The sequence below is a fragment of the Streptomyces sp. NPDC096012 genome, assembly GCF_040426375.1.
GTDB lineage: Bacteria > Actinomycetota > Actinomycetes > Streptomycetales > Streptomycetaceae > Streptomyces.
This window is the reverse complement of record NZ_JBEOTD010000008.1, coordinates 146,857-169,552: the sequence shown is the minus strand read 5'-3', so window position 1 is coordinate 169,552 and position 22,696 is coordinate 146,857. Positions and strand designations below refer to the sequence as shown.

The window sequence follows — 22,696 nt, the reverse complement described above, 5'->3', positions numbered from 1 at the left end:
CGGCCAGGACGAACCCGGGCCCGGCGACGACGGCCGGGCATGACGCACCCGGGCCCGGCCGGCGACGCGGCCTGAGCTCGTGCGCAGGAGCGGACCCGGGCAGACGAGAGGGGCCGCACCCTGCAGGGTGCGGCCCCTCCGACTACCGGCTAAGCCTCAGCGGCAGCGTTCAGCTCTGCCCACCGGCCAGCTTCTCGCGAAGCGCGGCCAGCGCCTCGTCCGAGGCCAGCGCACCGGAGGTGTCCGCACCCTCGGAGGAGTACGAACCGCCACCCGACGCGGCCGGAGCGGCAGCCTCGCCGCCCTCGGCGACAGCAGCGGCGTCGGCCTCGCGGGACTTGATGACCTGCTGCTGGTGCTGCTCGAAGCGGGTCTGCGCCTCGGCGTACTGGTGCTCCCACGCCTCGCGCTGGGTCTCGTAGCCCTCGAGCCAGTCGTTGGTCTCGGGGTCGAAGCCCTCGGGGTAGATGTAGTTGCCCTGGTCGTCGTAGGACGCGGCCATGCCGTAGAGGGTCGGGTCGAACTCGACCGAGGCCGGGTCGGAACCGAAGGACTCGTTGGCCTGCTTCAGCGAGAGGCTGATGCGACGACGCTCGAGGTCGATGTCGATGACCTTGACGAAGATCTCGTCGTTGACCTGGACGACCTGCTCCGGGATCTCCACGTGGCGCTCGGCCAGCTCGGAGATGTGGACCAGACCCTCGATGCCCTCGTCCACGCGGACGAACGCACCGAACGGAACCAGCTTCGTGACCTTACCGGGCACGACCTGGCCGATCTGGTGGGTGCGGGCGAACTGCTGCCACGGGTCTTCCTGGGTCGCCTTCAGCGACAGGGAGACACGCTCGCGGTCCATGTCGACGTCGAGGACCTCGACGGTGACTTCCTGGCCGACCTCGACAACCTCGGACGGGTGGTCGATGTGCTTCCAGGAAAGCTCGGAGACGTGGACCAGACCGTCGACGCCACCCAGGTCCACGAAGGCACCGAAGTTGACGATCGAGGAGACGACGCCGGAACGGACCTGACCCTTCTGGAGGGTCGTGAGGAACGTCTGGCGGACCTCGGACTGGGTCTGCTCCAGCCAGGCACGGCGGGACAGGACCACGTTGTTGCGGTTCTTGTCCAGCTCGATGATCTTGGCCTCGAGCTCCTTGCCCACGTAGGGCTGGAGGTCGCGAACACGACGCATCTCGACCAGGGAGGCCGGGAGGAAGCCGCGGAGGCCGATGTCGAGGATGAGACCACCCTTGACGACCTCGATGACGGTGCCGGTGACGATCCCGTCCTCTTCCTTGATCTTCTCGATGGTGCCCCAGGCACGCTCGTACTGGGCGCGCTTCTTCGAGAGGATCAGGCGGCCTTCCTTGTCCTCCTTCTGGAGAACAAGGGCTTCGATCTCGTCACCGACGGCGACGACCTCGTTGGGGTCGACGTCGTGCTTGATCGAGAGTTCGCGGCTCGGGATAACGCCTTCGGTCTTGTAACCGATGTCGAGCAGGACCTCGTCCCGGTCGACCTTCACGATGACGCCGTCGACGATGTCGCCGTCGTTGAAGTACTTGATCGTCTCGTCGATCGCGGCGAGGAAGGCTTCCTCGTTACCGATGTCGTTGACCGCTACCTGCGGGGTGGTTGCGGTGGTCTCGGTGCTGCTCGTCATGTGGGAAAGGGCTCCGGTACGGACATTGAAGTCGTAGGTACTGCTACGCCGGGAGCCCGTATCGCTCTGAAGAAGCCGGACAGCCAAGGAAGCGTCACCCAAAAACTCAACCGGTGACGCCTCGACAACCGAGGGGACATACAACAGATGCGAGCGCAGCCTGCTACGTCTGAGGTGCGCAGGCCCGCAGCGCAACTTGTAGCATACGGGGGCAGCCGGGAAGGGTCAATGCGCGAAGGCGCACACCCGGGGCGGATCCCCGCATTCCCGGCAGAAGAAACGTCCCAGGAGGCCACGCAGGGCCTGTGGCAGCGCTTCCGCGACCACCCCCTGCGGCTTGGACGGAAGAGTACGACGAGGGAGCCGATCATCCAAGAGCCGGAGACGTACGAGACCGGCGGTCCCGAAGACCCCGACCCGGAGGCGACCCGGCGTGACGCGGGGGTCGCGGAGAGTGCCCGGGCGAACCGGCGCTGGTGGGACCGCAACGCGGACGAGTACCAGATCGATCACGGCACGTTCCTCGGGGACGACCGCTTCGTCTGGGGCCCGGAGGGCCTGGACGAGGTGGAGGCCGAGCTGCTGGGCCCGCCTGAGGACCTGAAGGGCAAGGACGTCCTGGAGATCGGCGCCGGTGCGGCGCAGTGCTCGCGGTGGCTGGCCGGCCAGGGGGCCCGCCCGGTGGCCCTCGACCTCTCGCACCGCCAGCTGCAGCACTCGCTGCGGATCGGCGGATCGTTTCCCCTCGTCTGCGCCGACGCCGGCGCCCTGCCCTTCGCGGACGCCTCCTTCGACCTCGCGTGCTCCGCGTACGGAGCGCTGCCGTTCGTGGCCGACCCGCGGCTGGTGCTGCGCGAGGTGCGGCGGGTGCTGCGGCCGGGCCGCCGGTTCGTCTTCTCGGTGACGCATCCGATCCGCTGGGCGTTCCCGGACGAGCCGGGTCCGGAGGGCCTGTCGGTGTCCTCCTCCTACTTCGACCGCACGCCCTACGTCGAGCAGGACGAGGAGGGCCGCGCGGTCTACGTGGAACACCACAGGACGGTCGGCGACCGGGTGCGGGACGTCGTGGCCTCGGGCTTCCGTCTGGTGGACCTGGTGGAGCCGGAGTGGCCGTCCTGGAACAGCTCCGAGTGGGGCGGCTGGTCACCGCTGCGCGGCAATCTGATCCCGGGAACGGCGATCTTCGTGTGCGAGCGGGACTGACACGCTTCGTCATCTGTCGCCGCGTGCGTGCGCGCCCGCGTGCGTACGCGCCGCCCTGCGTGTGTGTCCGCGTGCGTATGCGCCGGCCTGTCCGTTGTGCCCCCGCGCGCGTATGCGCTCGCCTGCGCGCGTCCCCGCGCCCGCCTGCGCACGTGTGCTGCTTGCCGCGCGGGGCGTGCTCGCGGCCGTGGGCCCACGCCCGTGCATGTGCGCACGCGCGCCTCTGCACCGCCCCGGCTGCGGGCGCCCCGGGTACGCGCGCGTGGGGTCGTTCCCGGCGCCGTACGACACTAGGTGGGTGATCCGCTACGACGCCCTGGACGCGCTGCCCGTGCGCTCCGCCCTGCCCGCCCTGACCGACGCCCTGGAGACGGGCGGCACGGCGGTGCTCGTGGCGCCGCCGGGCACCGGCAAGACGACGCTGGTGCCGCTGGTACTGGCGGGGCTCGTCGGGGGCGGGCCCGCGCGGCGGGTCGTGGTGGCCGAGCCGCGGCGGATCGCGGCGCGGGCGGCGGCCCGGCGGATGGCCTGGCTGCTGGGCGAGAAGCCCGGCGAGAGCGTGGGCTTCACGGTGCGCGGCGAGCGCGTGGTGGGCCGCCACACGCGCGTGGAGGTCGTCACGACCGGGGTGCTGCTGCAGCGGCTGCAGCGCGACCAGGAGCTGGCCGGCGTCGACGCCGTCGTCCTCGACGAATGCCACGAACGGCATCTGGACGCCGACACGGTGGCCGCGTTCCTGTGGGACGTACGGCAGGCGCTGCGTCCGGAGCTGCGGCTGGTGGCCGCGTCGGCGACCACCGACGCGCAGGGGTGGGCGCGGCTGCTGGGCGGGGCACCGGTGGTCGAGGCCGCGGGCATCGCGCATCCGGTGGAGGTGGTGTGGGCCGCTCCGGCCCGCCCGGTACGTCCGCCGCACGGCATGCGCGTCGATCCCGCACTGCTCGCGCACGTGGCGTCGGTGGTACGGCGGGCGCTGTCCGAGCGGGAGGGCGACGTGCTGTGCTTCCTGCCCGGTGTGGGCGAGATCGCGCGGGTGGCCGGCGGGCTCGGGGATCTCGGTGAGGTCGACGTGCTCCAGGTGCACGGGCGGGCGCCGGCGGCCGTGCAGGACGCGGTGCTCGCGCCCGGTGCACGGCGCCGGGTGGTGCTGGCCACGTCCGTGGCGGAGTCGTCGCTGACCGTGCCCGGGGTCCGGGTGGTGGTGGACGCGGGGCTCGCGCGTGAGCCCCGGGTGGATCACGCGCGGGGGCTGAGCGGCCTCACGACCGTACGGGCGTCACGGGCGGCCGGGCGGCAGCGGGCGGGGCGGGCCGGGCGTGAGGCGCCCGGCGTGGTGTACCGGTGCTGGACCGAGGCCGAGGACGTCCGTCTGCCGGCGTTTCCGGCGCCGGAGATCAAGGTGGCCGACCTGACCGCGTTCGCCCTCCAGGCCGCCTGCTGGGGCGATCCTGACGCCTCCGGCCTCGCCTTGCTCGATCCTCCGCCGGGCGGGGCGATGGCGGCGGCCCGGGACGTGCTGTCCGCCGTGGGAGCGGTGGACGCCGCCGGGCGGCCTACGGAGGTCGGCGCACGGCTGGCCCGGCTGGGGGTGCACCCCCGGCTGGGGCGGGCTCTGCTGGACACGGCCGGCGACGGGGCCCCGGTCGTCGCTCTGCTCTCCGAGGAGGTGCCTCGGGAGTACGGCGACGATCTGGCCGGTGCCCTGCGCCGCGCACGGCGTGGGGGTGACGCCTACGCGGCGCGGTGGGCCGCCGAGGTGCGGCGGCTGCGGGCCGTGGCGTCGGAGCCTTCCCGTGCGCCCGCCCCGCGGCCCCGGCCGGGAGAGAGCGCCCGGGGCGGACCGCTCACCGGGGACGACGAGCTCGCCGGGACCGTCGCGGCTCTCGCCTTTCCGGAGCGGGTCGCAAGGTTCGACGGTGGCTCGTATCTCATGGCGTCCGGCACCCGGGCCGAGGTGGCGGACGGGTCGGCGCTGCGCGGGGCGCCGTGGATCGTCGTCGCCGTCGCCGACCGGCCCGCCGGGAAGGGGCACGCGCGCGTGCGGCTCGGGGCCGCGGTGCGCGAGGACGTCGCGCGGGCCGCGGCCGGGGCGCTCCTGGCGGAGGCGGACGAGGTGCACTGGTCCGACGGGGAGGTCGTGGCCCGGCGGGTGGCACGGCTGGGCGCGGTGGAACTGGCCGTACAGCCTCTCGAACGTGCCGACCCGGCCCTCGTACGGGCCGCCCTGCTCGAAGGGCTGCGCCAGGAAGGGTTCGGGCTGCTGCGCTGGTCCCAGGACGCGCGGGCACTGCGGCAGCGGCTGGCGTTCCTGCGCGCGCACCTCGGCGAGCCGTGGCCCGACGTGTCGGACGAGGCGCTGCACGCGCGCGTGGAGGAGTGGCTGGAGCCGGAGCTGAGCAGGGCCCGGCGGCGGGCCGACCTGGCCCGGATCGACGCCGGACAGGCGCTCGCGCGGCTGCTGCCCTGGGCGAGCGGGGATGCGGCGCGGCTGGACGAGCTGGCGCCGGAGCGGATCACCGTGCCCAGCGGGTCCAGGATCCGGATCGACTACGGGGACCCCGAGCGGCCGGTCCTCGCGGTCAAGTTGCAGGAGATGTTCGGGCTGCGGCGGACGCCAGCGGTGGCGGGGGTGCCGCTGCTGGTGCATCTGCTCTCCCCCGCCGGACGTCCCGCCGCCGTGACGGCCGACCTCGCCTCCTTCTGGGCGGGCGGCTACAAGGGCGTACGGGCGGAGCTGCGCGGGCGCTATCCGAAGCACCCCTGGCCGGAGAACCCGGCGACCGCCGAGCCCACGCGTCACACCAACGCGCGGCTCAGGCGCTGACCGGCTCCGGCTCCTGCGGCCGCGTGGGCGCGGGGTCCCGTGGGCGGCGGGAGCGGGCCTCCAGCCAGAGGGAGAGCGCGAGGAGCAGCGGGCCGAGGGCCAGGGAGCCGCGGGGTGCGTAGGAGGTGAGCGCCAGGACCAGGGTGCGGTTGTGCCTGACGAGGGCGACCGTGTGCTCGATGTAGTCCTCGCGCATCTTCACGTGTCCGGCGAAGGCGGTGACCTTGGGGCGGCCGCCGAGCAGGGTGCCGCCGCGCAGTTCCTCCCGGTGGCTCTCCTCGCCGTAGACGGGGGCGCCGGTGACCGGTTCCACCCAGAACCTCCGGACGGTGGTGTACCAGCGGGTGGTGCCCGTCCTGGCGACCGATTCCGGCGTGATACCCCGGACGGGCATGGTCTTGGGCATCGGGACTTCGGTCCAGGGGACGGTCTGCTCGAAGTAGTAGACCTTCAGACCACGGAAGGTCCGGGTGCCCTTGTAGTGGATGGGGCTGGTGGTGCGGGTCTGCGCGTCGAAGTACCGGTAGTCCCGTTTCCGGGTGAGGAAGGGCCACTTGAACTCGATGCCGTCGCGCCGGACCGGATCGCCGTCGACGGACTCACCGGTCGCGTGGACGGGGTCCTGGCTGTGGGCGTCGAAGATGTAGCGCTCCGGGACGCGGGAGACCATCCTGCCGTCGGGGCCCTGGACGTAGGACAGGCCGTCCCAGACGACGACCGGCCGCCCCGCCGTCCGCTCGATGCTCCGCGCGGCCTCCACGTCGCCCTTGAGGGTCTGCACGATGGTGACCTGGGAGACCTTTTCCGCCCGCATGGTGCCGTAGTCGAGGAGGGTGGCGCCCTTGGCCACCAGGACCATGTCCTGGTACTGGTTCGCGGGGATGCGGGCCAGGCGGGGAAAGGCGTACCAGCGCAGCAGCGGGGCCAGGGCCGCGCAGAACACGGCACAGGCGAGCAGGATCAGGCTTGCCTTGCGGCGCATCGCGGCCTCCTTGCCGGACGGGTGCGGCTACGGGTGCGAGGGCACCGTCGTCAGCAGCGGCTCGGGGGACGTCCGGCCCGACGGTGAGCCCGTCGCGCTGATCGTGAGAACCAGGGCGAGCGCGAGGGCGAGACCGGTCGCGGCGGCGATCAGGGCGCGCATGCGGGCCTCCCGGCGGACGGTCGGTGTCCTGGCTGCACTCTGACGGCTCGTCGGGCACGCCCTACGGGCCACCGGGGTCCGTGAAGGCCGCCGGGCACCCCTGCGGGGCCGCGGGAGTCCTGATGGGCCGCCCGAAGTCTGATGGGCCGTCAGGTCCGGCACGGTAGCAACGGCAGGGCGAGATGAGAACAGCGCTGCACGCACGAACGAGGGCGCCCTCCCCGCCGGAGCGGGAAGGGCGCCCTGTCGTGGCGCGTGGGCCCCTAGGAGGCGGACCCGCTCGGGGACGGGCTGTCCGAGGGTGCGGCGGGGACGGCCACCTTCAGCTCCACGGTGAGCGTCGCGCCGCCCGTGGTGGTGATGCGGAGCAGGAAGGTGCCGGAGGTGTCGTCCGCGTACAGCTTCGGCAGCTTCAGCAGGCCCTTGTCGTCGGTCAGGAGGCCCGTGAGCGTGCGTACGGGCTTGCCGTCGGCGTCCTTGAAGTAGGGGCCCTTGTCGTTCTCGGTGGCGTCGGTGGCGGACTTGATCAGGGTGGCGGTGGCCGCGACCTTGTCCGCCACGGCGGCCTTGTAGGTCGCCTTGACCTCCACCTGGTCGGCGAACTCGGCACCCGGGGCGCAGGTCAGCGGGGTGTCGCCGGTGCGGACCAGGGTGTCGGCGGCGCGCGCGGTGACCGTGGCCGTGTAGTCGACGCCCTTGACCGGACGCCCCACGACGGCCGCGGTCACCTTGAAGTCGCCGGTCTTCTCGCCGGCCTGGAGCGCCGGGGCGAGAGCGAGGCCCTTGGCGTCCGTGGCGACCGTGGCGACGGTCTCGCCGCCGGTGAAGGTGGCGTCGGTGTCCCCGGTGATGGTGAACCTCACCCTGACCTTGCCGACGGACTTGCCGGCCTTGGTCTCGGCGCGGGTGCCGATCCGCTCGGTGAAGGCGTGGCCGGCCATCGTCGTGAGGTCGGCCGTGCCGGCGTCCTCGAGGTGGTCCACGATGTCGGTGTTCGTCGGCGGCGGCGTCGGCGGGACGGGCGGCGTCGGCGTGGGGGGCTTCGGCGGGGTCGGGCGCGGACTCTCGCCTCCGCCGCCGGGGTGCCCGGGGTTCGGGCGCGGCTCGGAGTGAGGCGTGGTCCTCGGCGGCTCCGAGGGCGTCGGGGTGCGGCCGGGCCGGGTGCCCCGGTCGCCGTGGTCGCTGCGGTGGGACGGCACGGTGCCGGTGCCGTCGGGTACGGAGTGGGAGCCCTTGCGGTAGTACTGCAGCCAGTTCAGGACCAGGTTCAGGTAGTCCTGGGAGTTGTTGTAGCTGAGGATCGCGCTGTGCAGCCCGTGGTCGGTGGACATGTCCCAGTCGTTGCGGCACAGATAGTGGCCGGCGGCCAGGGCGGCGTCGTAGACGTTGTTCGGGTCCTTCTTGCCGTCGGCGTTTCCGTCGCGGCCCGCCCAGGCCCAGGTGGACGGGATGAACTGGAGGGGGCCGACGGCCTGGTCGTACCGGCTGTTGCCGTCGTACGCGCCGTGGTCGGTGTCCGGGATGAGGGCGAAGCCGTTGCCGTCGAGCTGCGGCCCGAGGATCCGGCCCAGCGTGGTGCCGTTCGCGTCGACCCGGCCGCCGCGGGCCTGGCCCGACTCGACCTTGCCGATGGCGGCGAGCAGCTGCCAGGGCAGGTTGCAGCCGGGCTTGGCGGCGCGCAGTTCGGTCTCGGCCTTCTTGTAGGCGTCGAGGACCGTCGCGGGGATACCGGCCTCGGCCTCGCCCCGGGAGACGGGGGTGCCGATGGCCGACGAGGGGCTGGGGTTGGGGCTGTTCAGCGGCGGCAGGTCCGTGTAGTACGGCGAGCTGCCGGTGGCGTCGCCGCCGGTGGCCGTGTCGGGTGCGGGCGTGGCGGCGCCGGCCGCTTCGTGTCTGCCCTGGTCCTCGCCGGTCGCTCCCGGAGCCTGGGACGCGGAGAGAGCCGCGACCGCCACCGCGGCCACGGCGGTGGTCGCCGCTCCCTTGCGCAGCCGCCTGCCGAAATGCGCCGCCATAGAGTGAACCCCTCCCGTGGACGCCCGGGGCGCCCTCTCCGTCTGTCTGCCTCGCCCTGGTGTGACGGTCGAACCGGTGCTGTGGTTGCCCCTGTGCCGCTTTTGCCGCAAGTGCGAAGCGCGTTCGGCCGTACGCCCGGCACGGTGACCCAGGTGACCCTACGACAACTTGCTTTGCGCGGGCAGGCCCACGCCCGGTTTTCACCGGTTGGCCAACTTTCGTTGGGGCGCGGGCTGTCCGAGCTCGGTCGCGCATACTGGACGGGCGTGATCACCGTTCCGGCGCCCTGGCCGACGACCTGACGGAGGCCCCGTTGCCGTTCACTCTCAGCCACGCGGCGGCCGTGCTGCCGACGATCCGGGGTGACGGAAGCCGCCGCGGCCGGCTGGTGCCCGTGGTGCTCGTCGCCGGTTCCTTCGCGCCCGATCTGACCTTCTACGCGGCGAGTCTTGTGCCGGGTGCCATGGAATTCGGCGCGTTCACCCACTCGTTCGCCGGCGTCGCCACGGTGGACGTCCTCATCGCCTGGGCGCTGACGGGCCTGTGGCTGCTCGTGCGGGAACCGTCCGTGGCACTGCTGCCGCGCGCCCGGCAGGGGCGGCCGGCCAGTCTGCTGCGCTGTGGCGCCCCGCACGCGCGCGTGCGGGGCGCCGCGGTGGGGTGGTGGTACGTCTCGGCGGTGCTGGGCGCGCTGACCCATGTGGTGTGGGACGCGTTCACCCACCACGACCGGTGGGGGACGCGGCTGATTCCGGCCATCGGGCGGGACCGTCCGGCGGGCGTGCCGCTGTACTCGTGGCTGCAGTACGGCTCGTCCGCGGTGGGTGCCGTGGTGATCGTGTTCTTCCTGGTGCGAGCGTTGCGCCGGACGCCCGGCGGGGAACCGGCCGGAGTGCCGGCGCTGTCCGTGCGGGACCGGTGGTGGGCGCTGGCGGTGATCGGCGGCTGTGTGCTGGCCGGGGCGGTGCAGCGGGTCGCGGGGTGGTCGGGGCGGCAGGGCGCGCCGGGGCGGCCGTGGGAGCTGCTGCCCACCCTGTGCTTCGGAGTGGGCGCCGGAGGAGTTCTGGGGCTGCTGCTGTACGCCGTCGGCGTCAGGGTGTGGCGTCCGGGCCCGGTTCCGGACGGCTCTGAGACTGCGGTGGGCGCCGGTGGCCCGGTCGGGGCGAGCCGGGGGCGGCCGGTCTCTCGGTGAGGGACGCGACGAAGACGGTGACGGTGTGCCGGGGGCGGCGCGACCTCGGGGTCAGGGTGAGCGCGAGGTCGAGGTAGCCGCGGGCCAGGTCCATCCATGCGCGCCAGTCCGGGACGTGGCCCGCGCGGGCGGTCAGACCGGCGAATCCGCGCCGGAGACGGTCGGCGGCCCTGCGGACGGTCGTGGCCAGATCGGCCGGGATGCGGGCGGTGCTTGCGTCGGCCGCGAGGGCCGGGACCGGCGAGGCAGGCAGGGCCTGCACGGAAGCGGTGTCCGCCCAGACCCGGGGGGCTGCCTCGGGCGTCCGGCGGTGAAGCATGCGTATACCCATGCCCGCAGTTTTGCGCCTCCGGGGGCCGGGGGGCGTTTTGGCGGGGGCCACGTGAGTGACGGCCCCTCCGGGGGTTCCGCCGACTTGATTGCCCGGGGGCAGTCGGTTGCGCTGGTGGGGGGACGGGGCGAGGGCGGGGCGCCGTGGGCTGAGACACGGGGGCGGAAGTAGCCAGGGGCCGTGGGCGGTCGGTTGCGCCGGTGGTGGTGGGGGGACGGGGCGCCGCGGGGGTGAGACACGGGGGCGGGAGCCAGGGGCCGGGAGTCGGGGCCCTGGGGCGCGGCACGGTGCCGGGAGCGGAATGCAGTGGGGACCCGCTCGCCGAAGCCGGGCGCCATGGGATGCGACGCGGCGCCGACGCGGCGCCGGAGGCGGGGACGCCGTGAGACACGCTGCCGGAAGCCGGGCGTCGCGGGATGCGGCCGTGCCGGGGCGCCGTGGGGTGCGGCAGCGTGCCGGGAGCGGGGGTGCCGGGCGCAGGGCACCCCCGCTGACGCGACGCGGGCTAGTGCGCTGCGGATTCCCAGTCCGGGCCCACACCCACCGAGACGTCCAGGGGGGCGCGGAGCTGGACGGCGTTCGTCATCTCGCGGCGGACGATCTCCTCGGTGGCCGCCCGCTCGCCGGGTGCGATCTCCAGGACGATTTCGTCGTGGACCTGCAGGAGCATGCGGGACTTGAGGCCCGCCGCCCGCAGCGCGTCGCCCACCTTGAGCATGGCGATCTTGACGATGTCGGCCGCCGTGCCCTGGATGGGCGCGTTGAGGGCCATGCGCTCGGCCGCCTCCCGGCGCTGCCGGTTGTCGCTGTTGAGGTCGGGCAGGTAGCGGCGGCGCCCGAAGAGCGTCGCCGTGTAGCCCGTCGCCCGGGCCTCGTCGACCGCTCGGCGCAGGTAGTCGCGGACCCCGCCGAAGCGCTCGAAGTACGCGTCCATGAGGGCACGCGCCTCCGCCGCCTCGATGTTCAGCTGCTGGGAGAGGCCGAACGCCGACAGACCGTACGCCAGGCCGTAGGACATGGCCTTGATCTTGCGGCGCATCTCCGCGTCCACCGCGGTGGGCTCGACGCCGAAGACCTGGGAGGCGGCCGTGGTGTGCAGGTCCTCGCCGGAGGTGAACGCCCGGATCAGGCCCTCGTCCTCCGAGAGGTGGGCCATCACGCGCAGCTCGATCTGGCTGTAGTCGGCGGTCATCAGGGACTCGAAGCCCTCACCGACGACGAAGCCGCGGCGGATCGCCCGGCCCTCGTCGGTGCGGACCGGGATGTTCTGCAGGTTCGGGTCCGTGGAGGAGAGCCGGCCGGTCGCGGCCACCGTCTGGTTGAAGGTGGTGTGGATACGGCCGTCACCCGCGATGGTCTTGATCAGGCCCTCGACGGTGACGCGCAGCTTCGCCTGCTCCCGGTGCCTGAGCATGATCACCGGAAGTTCGTTGTCGGTCTGGGCGGCGAGCCAGGCCAGCGCGTCGGCGTCGGTCGTGTAGCCGGTCTTGGTCTTCTTGGTCTTGGGCAGGGCCAGCTCGCCGAAGAGGACCTCCTGGAGCTGCTTGGGCGAGCCCAGGTTGAACTCGTGGCCGGCCGCCGCGTGCGCCTCCTTCACGGCCTGCTGCACGGCGCCCGCGAACGTCTGCTCCATCGCTTCGAGGTGCGCGCGGTCGGCCGCGATGCCCTGCCGCTCCATGCCGGCGAGCAGGGCGGAGGTCGGCAGTTCCATGTCCCGCAGCAGATCCGCGGCGCCCACCTCCTCGAGGCGGTCCGTGAAGACCTCGCCGAGGTCCAGGACGGTGCGGGCCTGGATCATCAGGGCCTCGGCCTCGGCGCCCTCGTCCGCGCCGAACGCCAGCTGGCCGTCGGCCGCGGCGGCGGGGCCCAGCTCGCGGTGCAGGTACTCCAGCGACAGCGCGTCCAGGTCGAAGGAGCGGCGGCCCGGCTTGACCAGGTAGGCGGCGAGCGCGGTGTCCATGCGAACGCCCTCGATGCTCCAGCCGTGCTCGGCGAAGACGCGCATGGCGCCCTTGGCGTTGTGGAACACCTTGGGGCGGTCGGCGTCGGCCAGCCAGGCCCTGAACGCGTTCTCGTCGGCCTCGTCCAGCTCGGCGGGGTCGAACCAGGCGGCCGCTCCCCCGGGCGCCGCCAGGGCGACCTCGGCGACCGAGCCGGCGCCCAGCGCCCAGGTGTCGACGGTGGCCACGCCCAGGCCCTGGTCGCCGTGCCCGGCCAGCCAGGGGGCCAGCTCGCCGGTGCGCAGGATCGTGCCGTCGATCTCCACGCCGTCCGTGGCGACCGGAGTGCTCTCGGCCTCCTCCCCACCGGGATCGACGGCGAAGAGGCGCTCGCGCAGGGACGGATTGCGGATCTCCAGGGTGTCCAGGATCATCGCGACGGCCTTGCGGTCGTACGGGGACCGCTCCAGGTCGGCGACCGTCCGCTCCAGCTCGACCTGGCGCTCCAGCTCGGTGAGGACGCGGTTGAGCTTGACCGACTCCAGGTGGTCGCGGAGGTTCTGCCCGGCCTTGCCCTTGACCTCGTCGACCCGCTCGACCAGCTCCGCGAACGAGCCGAACTGGTTGATCCACTTCGCGGCGGTCTTCTCACCGACGCCCGGGATGCCGGGGAGGTTGTCGGACGGGTCGCCGCGCAGGGCCGCGAAGTCCGGGTACTGCGCGGGCGTCAAGCCGTACTTCTCGAAAACCTTCTCCGGGGTGAACCGGGTCAGCTCCGAGACGCCCTTCGTGGGGTAGAGCACGGTGGTGTGCTCGCTGACCAGCTGGAAGGAGTCGCGGTCACCGGTGACGATCAGCACCTCGAAGCCCGCGGCCTCGGCCTGGGTGGCGAGCGTGGCGATCACGTCGTCCGCCTCGAAGCCCGCGACGGCGAAGCGCGGGGCGTGCATCGCGTCGAGCAGCTCGCCGATCAGCTCGACCTGGCCCTTGAACTCGTCCGGCGTCTTGGAGCGGTTCGCCTTGTACTCCGTGAACTGCTCGGAGCGCCAGGTCTTGCGCGAGACGTCGAAGGCCACCGCGAAGTGCGTGGGCTCCTCGTCACGCAGGGTGTTGGCCAGCATCGACGCGAAACCGTAGATCGCGTTCGTCGGCTGGCCGGTCGCGGTCGTGAAGTTCTCCGCGGGCAGCGCGAAGAACGCGCGGTAGGCCAGCGAGTGCCCGTCCATGAGCATCAGCCGCGGACGGGTCCCGCCGGGGGTCTTGTCGGTCTTCTTCGATGCTGTCTTCGCCACGCCCCCGATCCTGCCACGCCGCACTGACACCGCGGGCCGCTCGCCCCCGGCGGCCGCGACCGGGACGGCGGTCTCCGCCCCGGGCAGCCGCCCAGGGGAGGGGAGAGGACGGGCACGGCGGCAGCGGCGAAGGGGGGCGGCGGCGTCGTCGGTCGTCGTGGGAGGATCGGCGGCGTACTTCACACACACGGTCGAGGTACATCTCACACGCAGTCGAAGGGGAGCGTGCGATGGCGACGAAGCCGCCCAAGGGTGATCCGGTCCAGGACGCACCGCAGGTCGCGGAGCCGAAGCACGCGGCCGCGGGACTGCCGGCCATCGGGCACACCCTGCGCATCGCCCAGCAGCAGATGGGCGTGAAGCGCACCGCGCTGACCCTGCTGCGGGTGAACCAGAAGAACGGTTTCGACTGCCCGGGCTGCGCCTGGCCCGAGCCGGAACACCGGCACACGGCGGAGTTCTGCGAGAACGGCGCGAAGGCGGTCGCCGAGGAGGCCACCCTGCGCCGGGTGACACCCGAGTTCTTCGCCGCGCACTCCGTCGCGGACCTGGCCACCAGAAGCGGCTACTGGCTGGGCCAGCAGGGGCGGCTCACGCACCCCATGTACCTCCCCGAAGGGGGCGAGCACTACGAGCCGGTCGGCTGGGAGCGCGCCTTCGACATCATCGCCGAGGAGATCGACGCCCTCGGCTCCCCCGACGAGGCCGTCTTCTACACCTCGGGCCGCACCAGCAACGAGGCGGCGTTCCTGTACCAGCTCTTCGCGCGCGAGCTGGGCACGAACAACCTGCCGGACTGCTCGAACATGTGCCACGAGTCGTCGGGCTCGGCACTGACCGAGACCATCGGCATCGGGAAGGGCAGCGTCCTGCTGGAGGACCTGTACCAGGCCGATCTGATCATCGTCGCCGGGCAGAACCCGGGGACGAACCACCCGCGCATGCTCTCCGCACTGGAGAAGGCGAAGGCGAACGGCGCGCGGGTCATCAGCGTCAACCCGCTGCCCGAGGCGGGCCTGGAGCGCTTCAAGAACCCGCAGACCGCGCAGGGCATGCTCCGGGGTGCCGCGCTCACCGATCTGTTCCTGCAGATCCGCATCGGCGGCGACCAGGCGCTGTTCCGTCTCCTGAACAAGCTGATCCTGGAGACGGAGGGCGCGGTCGACGAGGAGTTCGTCCGCGAACACACCCACGGGTACGAGGAGTTCGCCGAGGCCGCCCGGGCCGCCGACTGGGCCGGGACGCTCGCGGCCACCGGTCTCACGCGTGCGGAGATCGAGGAGGCCCTCGGCATGGTCCTCGCGTCGAAGCGGACCATCGTCTGCTGGGCCATGGGCCTCACCCAGCACAAGCACTCGGTGCCGACCATCCGCGAGGTGGTCAACTTCCTGCTGCTGCGCGGCAACATCGGCCGTCCGGGCGCGGGCGTGTGTCCGGTGCGCGGCCACTCCAACGTGCAGGGCGACCGCACGATGGGCATCTTCGAGCGGCCGGCGCCGGCCTTCCTGGACGCGCTGGAGAAGGAGTTCGGGTTCGCGCCGCCGCGCGAGCACGGCTTCGACGTGGTCCGGGCCATCCGCGCGCTGCGGGACGGCGAGGCGAAGGTGTTCTTCGCGATGGGCGGCAACTTCGTGTCGGCGTCCCCGGACACCGAGGTGACCGAGGCGGCGATGCGGCGCGCCCGGCTGACCGTGCACGTGTCGACCAAGCTGAACCGCTCGCACGTCGTCACGGGCGCGCGGGCGCTGATCCTGCCGACGCTGGGGCGGACGGAACGCGATCTGCAGGGCAGTGGTGAGCAGTTCGTGACGGTGGAGGACTCCATGGGCATGGTGCACGCCTCGCGCGGGCGCCTCGCCCCGGCGGGTCCCCGGCTCAAGTCCGAGCCGGCCATCATCTGCGGCCTCGCGCGCCGGGTGCTCGGCGAGAAGAGCGTCGTGCCGTGGGAGGAGTTCGAGAAGGACTACGGGACGATCCGCGACCGCATCGCGCGCGTGGTCCCCGGCTTCCAGGACTTCAACGCGCGCGTGGCCCGGCCGGGTGGCTTCACGCTGCCGCACGCCCCGCGCGACGAGCGCCGCTTCCCGACCGCCACGGGCAAGGCGAACTTCACGGCGGCGCCGGTGGAGTACCCCGCGCTGCCCGAGGGCCGGCTGCTGCTGCAGACGCTGCGCTCGCACGACCAGTACAACACCACGATCTACGGGCTCGACGACCGCTACCGGGGCATCACGGGCGGGCGCCGGGTGGTGCTGGTCAATGCGGACGACGCGCGCGCACTCGGGGTGGAAGAGGGGTCGTACGTGGATCTGGTGAGCGAGTGGAGGGACGGGGTGGAGCGGCGGGCGCCCGGTTTCCGGGTCGTGCTCTATCCGACGGCGCGCCGCTGCGCGGCGGCCTACTACCCCGAGACGAACGTGCTCGTCCCGCTGGACGCCACCGCCGACACCAGCAACACCCCGGCCAGCAAGTCCGTCGTCGTACGCCTCGAGACGCGCGTCCGGGACGACGCCCGGGCACATGCCGGTGGCGGCGCCCGGGAAGACGTCCGGGACGGCGCCGAGGACCAGGACGGGGACCCGGCCCGGGACCGCGCCGGCGACCGTCTGGAACAATCGGCGACCGACTGAGCGTTTGCTCAGCCAAGGACACGTGCACGACGAACGGAGCCGGCCGATGGGCGAGCAGCAGCGAGTGGAGTTCCCGCAGGAGATCATCGACGAGTACGCGGCGCTCGGTGTGGATCTGCCGGCCCTGTTCTCGGCGGGACACCTCGGCACGCGAATGGGTGTCGAGATCCTGGAGGCCTCGGCGGAGAAGGTCGTCGGGACCATGCCGGTGGAGGGCAACACCCAGCCGTACGGCCTGCTGCACGGGGGCGCGTCGGCGGTGCTGGCGGAGACGCTCGGCTCGGTCGGCTCCATGCTCCACGGCGGCAGCTCGAAGATCGCGGTCGGTGTGGACCTGAACTGCACCCACCACCGCGGGGCCCGTTCCGGCCTGGTGACCGGTGTGGCCACGCCCGTGCACCGGGGCCGCTCGACGGCGACGTACGAGATCGTGATCACGGACGAGGAGGACCGCCGGGTGTGCACCGCCCGGCTGACCTGCCTGTTGCGGGACGTGAAGCCGGGCGACGAGGCCCACGCGCGCCCCGTCGGCGGCTGACCCGACCCCCACCGGGGCGTCGTCTTCCCGCCGGGCTCAGGCTCCGGCCACTGCCCCCACGGGCCCGATGCCCCGGCCGGCCGTCACCCCCGGCCGTCCGTCGCCCCACACACACATCGCGCCACGGCACCGCCCCCCACTCCGCGCCCCGGCCCCACCCGGCAGGGGCGTTGCCCCCCACCGCGCCCCGGCCCCGCCCGGCCGGGCCGTTGCCCCCACCGCGCTCCGCCTACTGCTCCCCGCCCGGCCGTTGCCCCTCGCCGCCCCTCCCCTTAGCTTCGGCACATGGGACGGCGAGGCGGCCCCCGGGCGGGGGCGGGAGTGCTGGCGGCCGGACTCGCGCTGCCGGCGCTGCTGTGCGCGACGGGCTGCGACCGGTCCGGCGGCCCACCGCACGCCGCCCCCGCACACACCCCGGCCTCCGGATCACCGACGTCCGGATCACCGACGGTCACTTCGCCGACGGTCACTTCGCCGACGGCCGGGGCAGCGACGTCCGGGTCACCGTCGGCCAGTTCGCCGGCGGCCGGGTCACCACGTTCCGGCTCCCCGGCGTCCGACGTCGGTCTGTGCACAAGGCTCGTCGCGCACTGGTCGCGCGAGGTGCTCGACAGCGGCACCTACGGCGACTACCAGTCGACAGGGCTGTCCAATGGGCAATACGAGATCCTCCGGAGCGTCGTGGACGCGGCGCGGGACGTGAAACGGCGCCAAGGGACGGCGGCGGCGGAGGAGTTGATCGGCCGTCAGGCGCGCCGGGCGTGTACCGAGCGCTACCGTCACGGCGCCCCCGGCGGAGATCCATGGCGATGAGCGGAAGTCCCCGGCGATGAGCGGAAGTCCCCGGCGATGAACGGAGCCCCCTGGCGATGAGCGGCATCGGCCCCGTGGAGCCCGGCGAGGGCACCGGCGCCCGGGACAACCCGGCTGCGCGGAACGCTCGTTCGGCCGGACGCACGCGTACGGCGCTCGTCTCGTGGTACCGGCGGCACCGGCGCGCCGCCCGCGCCCTCCTCGCGCTGGCCGTTCTGCTCGGCGGCGGTGGGTATCTCTTCGCCACCCGGCCGCGGCAGCCGCCGCACGACCCGACTCCCCCGGCCGAAGTGCCGTACCCGGCACAGGCGGTGGGCGTGACGTACCTCGCCGGCCGGACCACCGCGGCGGGCGCCCCGCCCCGGAGCTTCAGCTTCGAGGTGCTGCTGAACGTGGAGTCGGGGCCGCCGGTCACCGTGACCGGCGTGACCCAGCCGTACGCGGGGCTGACCCTGACGACGGACCCCCCGGCGCCCTTCCGGACGAGAGCGGGTACGGCCCGGAGGATCACCGTGACGATGCACGTGACGCAATGCCGGAAAGTACCGATGGACGCCGGACTTCCTTTCCTGGACGTAACTCTGCGTAATACGCGCGCAATACAGAATCACAGTTTCATCCTCGGTTCCCGCTACGCACAGCACCTCTCCCAGGCCCTGAAAGTCGCCTGCAGCAACAGTGTTACGTCATCACCAAAACCCTTGAGACGCCTGGACTGATCAAGGTGGGTCCTGCGAGTTCTCACCATGCGGACAGGGCGAAACGGCCGGAATTCCGCCGTTCCCCCCACGCCGTACCGCTCTGCATTACCTCGTGTCATAACAAGAGCGTCACAGCATCGGTCAGACTCTCCTCCACGTTCCCTGCACACGCTTAGAGTCACGGCCAGTCACCGCGCCGTCGGATTCTCACTCCGGCCCGTCACACTTCGGCCAGGCGCGCGGCTCGACCGTCTCCACGGGGATGCGGTCGTCCAGGGGAAAGGACTGATCGTGCGTCAACGTTCGCTCATCGCCATCACCGCCGCTCTGGCGTCGGGAGCGCTCACCCTCACCGCCTGCGGCTCGCGCGACAGCGGCGACAAGGGCTCGGACTCCGGCAACGGCGGCACCACCGTCGTCATCGGCATCGACGCCCCGCTGACCGGCGACCTGTCCGCGCTCGGCCTGGGCATCCGGAACTCGGTGGACCTCGCGGCCAGGCAGGCCAACAAGAAGAACTACGTCAAGGGCGTCACCTTCAAGGTCGAAGCCACCGACGACCAGGCGCAGCCCTCCTCCGGCCAGGCCAACGCCACCAAGTTCGTCGGCAACAAGGACGTCCTCGGCGTCGTGGGCCCGCTGAACTCCTCCGTGGCCCAGTCGATGCAGAAGGTCTTCGACGACGCCAAGCTGGTCCAGGTGTCGCCGGCCAACACCAACCCCGCGCTGACGCAGGGCGACAACTGGCAGAAGTCGAAGGCCCGGCAGTACAAGTCGTACTTCCGCACCGCGACCACGGACGCCATCCAGGGCCCGTTCGCCGCCCAGTACGTCTACAACAAGGCCAAGAAGACCAAGGTCTTCGTCATCGACGACAAGAAGACCTACGGCGCCGGTCTCGCCGCCACCTTCACCGAGGAGTTCAAGAAGCTCGGCGGCAAGGTGGTGGGCACCGAGCACATCAACCCCGACACCAAGGACTTCTCCGCCGTCGCCACCAAGGTGAAGAACTCCGGCGCCCAGGTGGTCTACTACGGCGGCGAGTACCCGCAGGCCGGACCGCTCAGCAAGCAGATCAAGGCCGCCGGCGCCAAGGTGCCGCTGGTCGGCGGCGACGGCATCTACGCCGACGACTTCATCAAGCTGGCCGGCGCCTCGGGCGGCGGCGACCTGGCCACCTCGGTCGGCGCCCCGGTCGAGACCCTGCCCTCCGCCAAGGAGTTCGTCGCCAACTACAAGGCGGCCGGCTACAAGGAGGCCTACGCCGCGTACGGCGGTTACTCCTACGACTCGGCCTGGTCGATCATCGAGGCCGTCAAGAAGGTCGTGGACGGCAACGGCGGCAAGCTGCCGGACGACGCCCGCGCGAAGGTCACCGAGGCCATGCAGAACGTCTCCTTCGACGGTGTGACCGGCAAGGTCTCCTTCGACGAGTTCGGTGACGCGACCAACAAGCAGCTCACCGTCTACTCCGTCACGGGCACCGCCTGGAAGGCCGTGGAGTCCGGCACCTACAACGGCAGCTGACCCACACACCCGCACCACCAGAGCCGCGCGGGGCGCTGTTCCACTGGCGTCCCGCGCGGACTCGCATCCGGCCTCATCCGTCGAACGTCCGAAAGTCTCGGAGGACATGCGGTGAACGAACTGCCGCAGCAGCTGGTCAACGGCCTGCTACTAGGATCCATGTACGGGCTGGTCGCCATCGGCTACACAATGGTCTACGGCATCGTCCAGCTCATCAACTTCGCCCACGGCGAGATATTCATGACCGGAGCCTTCGGTGCGCTCACGGTCTACGCGTACGTCCTTCCCGACGGCACCTCGATGTGGGTGGCCCTGCCGCTCATGCTCGTCGGCGCCATCGTGGTCGCCGTCACCATCGCCGTGGGGGCGGAACGGTTCGCCTACCGTCCGCTGCGCACCGCGCCCCGCCTCGCGCCCCTGATCACCGCCATCGGCCTCTCCCTCGCGCTCCAGCAGGCGGTGTGGGCCTGGTACCCCGGGGCCAAGTCCGCCCGCACCTTCCCGAGCATCCCGGGCGGCCCCTTCGAGATCGGCAACGTCACCGTCCAGACCGGTGACGTCTTCCTGGTCGCCGCCGCCCCCCTCTCCATGGCCTTCCTCGCCTACTTCGTGATGCGCACCCGCACCGGACGCGGCATGCAGGCCACCGCCCAGGACCCGGACACCGCGAAGCTGATGGGCGTCAACACCGACCGCATCATCGTGGTCGCCTTCGCCCTCGGCGCCACCTTCGCCGCCGTCGGCTCGGTCGCCTACGGCCTGAAGTACGGCCAGATCGACTTCCGCATGGGCTTCATCCTCGGCCTGAAGGCCTTCACCGCGGCCGTCCTCGGCGGCATCGGCAACATCTACGGCGCCATGCTCGGCGGCCTCGTCCTCGGAGTCGCCGAGGCACTGTCCACCGCCTACATCGCGGACATCCCCGGCATGGACAAGTTCGGCAGCCAGTCCTGGGCAGACGTCTGGGCGTTCGTACTCCTCATCCTCGTGCTGCTGTTCAGGCCACAGGGCCTGCTCGGCGAGCGCGTGGCGGACAGGGCGTGACACCGATGACCACACAGACCACCGCATCCGAGACCCCGGAGACCCCGGACGCCCCCACGGCCGCGCAGTCCGGTCTCATCGGCCTCCCCGCCCCGCTCGGGCGGGCCCTCGCCACCGGCGGCAGCGCGCTCACCGTCGTCTCGACGTTCCTCGCCTGGACCTGGACCGCCAGGTTCCCCGGCGACCTCACCGTCTACGGCTACCCGGGCGGCCTGCAGGTCCTCGTCCTCATCGGCGGTGTCCTCACCGCCCTCCTCGGCCTCTCCTCCTACGGCGTCAAGGGCCTCGGATGGCTCACCCCGGGCAGCGCCGACGGCGCGCTCAAGCTGTCCGCGCTCGGCACCTTCGCCACCGCCTGGTTCACGGTCATCGCGATCGCCGCCAGGCTCGGCGGCGTGGTGAACCTGGAGCCCGGCGGCTTCGTCGTCGCCCTCACCACGCTGGCGGCCCTGATCGGCGCGCTGGCCCTGCCCTTCGAGCGGCCGGCCCCGGATCCCATCGACCCGGACGACACCGCCTGGGAGCAGTTCCGCCACAGCCGGCGGCACAACTGGAACGTCTTCAAGGCGGCCTTCGCCTCCCGCACCCCGGCTCCGGCCGCCAAGCTGCCCGCGTACGCCGACATCCTCGTCATCGCCGCGGTCATGGCCCTCGGCCTGATCGTCTTCACCTACGGCATCGGCACCGAGTACGACGAGCTGTTCGTCGGCTTCCTCATCACCGCAGGCTGCGGCTTCGGCGCCATCGCCAAGGCCGGGCTCGTGGCCCGGGTCTCGGAGATCACCGCCCGCCACCGCGTCATCACCATGACCGGCGCCTTCGTCGCCGCGGCCGCCTTCCCGTTCACCCAGTCCGACGACCAGTACGCGACGATCGGCGTCTACATCCTGATCTTCGCCACGGTCGCCCTCGGCCTGAACATCGTCGTCGGCCTCGCCGGCCTCCTCGACCTCGGTTACGTCGCCTTCCTCGGTGTCGGCGCCTACACCGCGGCCCTGGTCTCCGGCTCGCCGTCCTCGCCCCTGCACGTGCACTGGCCGTTCTGGGCCTCCGCGGTGCTCGGCGCGGTCGTCGCCATGGTGTTCGGCGTCCTCATCGGCGCCCCGACCCTGCGGCTGCGCGGCGACTACCTGGCCATCGTCACCCTCGGCTTCGGTGAGATCTTCCGCATCACCGTCCTCAACATGGACGGCACGTCCGGCCCGGACGTCACCAACGGCTCCAACGGCATCTCCTCCATCCCGAACCTCGACATCCTCGGGTTCGACTTCGGCCAGGAGCACCAGCTGTTCGGCGCCACCATCGGCCGGTTCGCGAACTACTTCCTGCTGATGCTGCTCGTCACGCTGCTGGTCGTCGTGGTGTTCCGGCGCAGCAGCGACTCCCGCATCGGCCGCGCCTGGATCGCCATCCGCGAGGACGAGACCGCCGCGCTGGCCATGGGCATCAACGGGTTCCGCGTCAAGCTCATCGCGTTCGCGCTCGGCGCCTGCCTGGCCGGCCTCGCCGGCTCCGTGCAGGCCCACGTCACCTACACCGTGACGCCGGAGCAGTACCAGTTCGCCCACGTCGTCCCGCCCAACTCGGCCTTCCTGCTGGCCGCCGTGGTCCTCGGCGGCATGGGCACGATCGCCGGCCCGCTGGTCGGCGCGGCCCTGCTCTACCTGATCCCGGCCAAGCTCCAGTTCCTGGGCGACTACCAGCTCTTCGCCTTCGGCGTCGCGCTCGTGCTGCTGATGCGCTTCCGCCCCGAGGGCATCATCCCCAACCGGCGCCGCCAACTCGAATTCCACGAAGAGGCCGAAGCGCCCGCCGTCCTCAGCAAGGCAGGGGCCTGA

At 72.1% G+C, this 22,696-nt stretch carries 14 protein-coding genes; 9 read left to right on the top strand and 5 right to left on the bottom strand.

The genetic code is table 11. From position 1 onward, the window contains the following. Window positions 1-169: 169 nt before the first annotated feature. Entirely contained in the window at window positions 170-1,663 is a 1,494-nt protein-coding gene (gene rpsA, locus ABVB68_RS11475; protein WP_353600816.1) for a 30S ribosomal protein S1, read from the bottom strand. A gap of 228 nt (window positions 1,664-1,891) precedes the next feature. Here rpsA and ABVB68_RS11470 point away from each other — a divergent pair, with 228 nt between their 5' ends. After that, window positions 1,892-2,866 carry a class I SAM-dependent methyltransferase gene (locus ABVB68_RS11470; protein WP_353600815.1) on the top strand — a complete coding sequence of 325 codons (975 nt, stop codon included), beginning with the start codon at window positions 1,892-1,894 and terminating at the stop codon, window positions 2,864-2,866. A gap of 298 nt (window positions 2,867-3,164) precedes the next feature. Next, the gene (gene hrpB, locus ABVB68_RS11465; protein ID WP_353600814.1) at window positions 3,165-5,690 is read left to right on the top strand and encodes an ATP-dependent helicase HrpB; all 2,526 of its coding nucleotides are present in this window, start codon (window positions 3,165-3,167) and stop codon (window positions 5,688-5,690) included. On the opposite strand, the gene pgfA is transcribed toward hrpB, so the two are convergent. From pgfA to ABVB68_RS11450, 3 genes are all read right to left on the bottom strand, one after another. Continuing rightward, window positions 5,680-6,672: a cell envelope lipid trafficking protein PgfA gene (gene pgfA, locus ABVB68_RS11460; protein WP_353600813.1), complete on the bottom strand. Its 993-nt coding sequence runs from the start codon at window positions 6,670-6,672 to the stop codon at window positions 5,680-5,682. The two genes, hrpB and pgfA, sit on opposite strands and share 11 nt — an antisense overlap. A 27-nt stretch (window positions 6,673-6,699) precedes the next feature. Next, entirely contained in the window at window positions 6,700-6,834 is a 135-nt protein-coding gene (locus tag ABVB68_RS11455; RefSeq protein WP_353600812.1) for an SPW_0924 family protein, read from the bottom strand. Window positions 6,835-7,097: 263 nt separating this feature from the next. Then, a complete protein-coding gene (locus ABVB68_RS11450) occupies window positions 7,098-8,849 on the bottom strand; it encodes a lytic transglycosylase domain-containing protein (protein ID WP_353600811.1) in 1,752 nt (583 codons plus the stop codon). Window positions 8,850-9,163: 314 nt separating this feature from the next. Here ABVB68_RS11450 and ABVB68_RS11445 point away from each other — a divergent pair, with 314 nt between their 5' ends. After that, window positions 9,164-10,042, top strand: coding sequence for a DUF4184 family protein (locus tag ABVB68_RS11445; RefSeq protein ID WP_353600810.1), 879 nt, complete (start codon window positions 9,164-9,166; stop codon window positions 10,040-10,042). 836 nt (window positions 10,043-10,878) lie between these two features. Here ABVB68_RS11445 and polA read toward each other — a convergent pair. Further along, window positions 10,879-13,605 (bottom strand): DNA polymerase I, encoded by a 2,727-nt coding sequence (gene polA, locus ABVB68_RS11440; protein WP_353600809.1) that lies wholly within the window; start codon window positions 13,603-13,605, stop codon window positions 10,879-10,881. A gap of 230 nt (window positions 13,606-13,835) precedes the next feature. On the opposite strand from polA, the gene ABVB68_RS11435 reads away from it, so the two are divergent. The 6 genes from ABVB68_RS11435 to ABVB68_RS11410 all read left to right on the top strand — a co-directional run bounded on the left by ABVB68_RS11435 (window position 13,836) and on the right by ABVB68_RS11410 (window position 22,696). Further along, window positions 13,836-16,235, top strand: a complete 2,400-nt coding sequence (locus ABVB68_RS11435; RefSeq protein ID WP_503006074.1) for an FdhF/YdeP family oxidoreductase — start codon at window positions 13,836-13,838, stop codon at window positions 16,233-16,235. 46 nt (window positions 16,236-16,281) lie between these two features. Continuing rightward, window positions 16,282-16,773, top strand: a complete 492-nt coding sequence (locus ABVB68_RS11430; RefSeq protein ID WP_353600808.1) for a PaaI family thioesterase — start codon at window positions 16,282-16,284, stop codon at window positions 16,771-16,773. Between the two features lie 869 nt (window positions 16,774-17,642). Continuing rightward, window positions 17,643-18,305: a Tat pathway signal sequence domain protein gene (locus ABVB68_RS11425; RefSeq protein WP_353600807.1), complete on the top strand. Its 663-nt coding sequence runs from the start codon at window positions 17,643-17,645 to the stop codon at window positions 18,303-18,305. A 273-nt stretch (window positions 18,306-18,578) separates the two neighbouring features. Continuing rightward, a complete protein-coding gene (locus tag ABVB68_RS11420) occupies window positions 18,579-19,814 on the top strand; it encodes a branched-chain amino acid ABC transporter substrate-binding protein (protein WP_353600806.1) in 1,236 nt (411 codons plus the stop codon). Between the two features lie 111 nt (window positions 19,815-19,925). After that, window positions 19,926-20,858 carry a branched-chain amino acid ABC transporter permease gene (locus ABVB68_RS11415; RefSeq protein WP_353600805.1) on the top strand — a complete coding sequence of 311 codons (933 nt, stop codon included), beginning with the start codon at window positions 19,926-19,928 and terminating at the stop codon, window positions 20,856-20,858. Between the two features lie 5 nt (window positions 20,859-20,863). Next, a complete protein-coding gene (locus tag ABVB68_RS11410) occupies window positions 20,864-22,696 on the top strand; it encodes a branched-chain amino acid ABC transporter permease (protein ID WP_353600804.1) in 1,833 nt (610 codons plus the stop codon).

Excerpts from the sequence above, each read along its gene's own strand:
- ABVB68_RS11470 (WP_353600815.1), top strand. The coding sequence starts at position 1,892 with ATGCGCGAAGGCGCACACCCGGGGCGGATCCCCGCATTCCCGGCAGAA.
- ABVB68_RS11455 (WP_353600812.1), bottom strand. The coding sequence starts at position 6,834 with ATGCGCGCCCTGATCGCCGCCGCGACCGGTCTCGCCCTCGCGCTCGCC.
- ABVB68_RS11425 (WP_353600807.1), top strand. The coding sequence starts at position 17,643 with ATGAGCGGCATCGGCCCCGTGGAGCCCGGCGAGGGCACCGGCGCCCGG.
- ABVB68_RS11450 (WP_353600811.1), bottom strand. The coding sequence starts at position 8,849 with ATGGCGGCGCATTTCGGCAGGCGGCTGCGCAAGGGAGCGGCGACCACC.
- ABVB68_RS11435 (WP_503006074.1), top strand. The coding sequence starts at position 13,836 with ATGGCGACGAAGCCGCCCAAGGGTGATCCGGTCCAGGACGCACCGCAG.
- pgfA (WP_353600813.1), bottom strand. The coding sequence starts at position 6,672 with ATGCGCCGCAAGGCAAGCCTGATCCTGCTCGCCTGTGCCGTGTTCTGC.
- ABVB68_RS11430 (WP_353600808.1), top strand. The coding sequence starts at position 16,282 with ATGGGCGAGCAGCAGCGAGTGGAGTTCCCGCAGGAGATCATCGACGAG.
- rpsA (WP_353600816.1), bottom strand. The coding sequence starts at position 1,663 with ATGACGAGCAGCACCGAGACCACCGCAACCACCCCGCAGGTAGCGGTC.
- ABVB68_RS11410 (WP_353600804.1), top strand. The coding sequence starts at position 20,864 with ATGACCACACAGACCACCGCATCCGAGACCCCGGAGACCCCGGACGCC.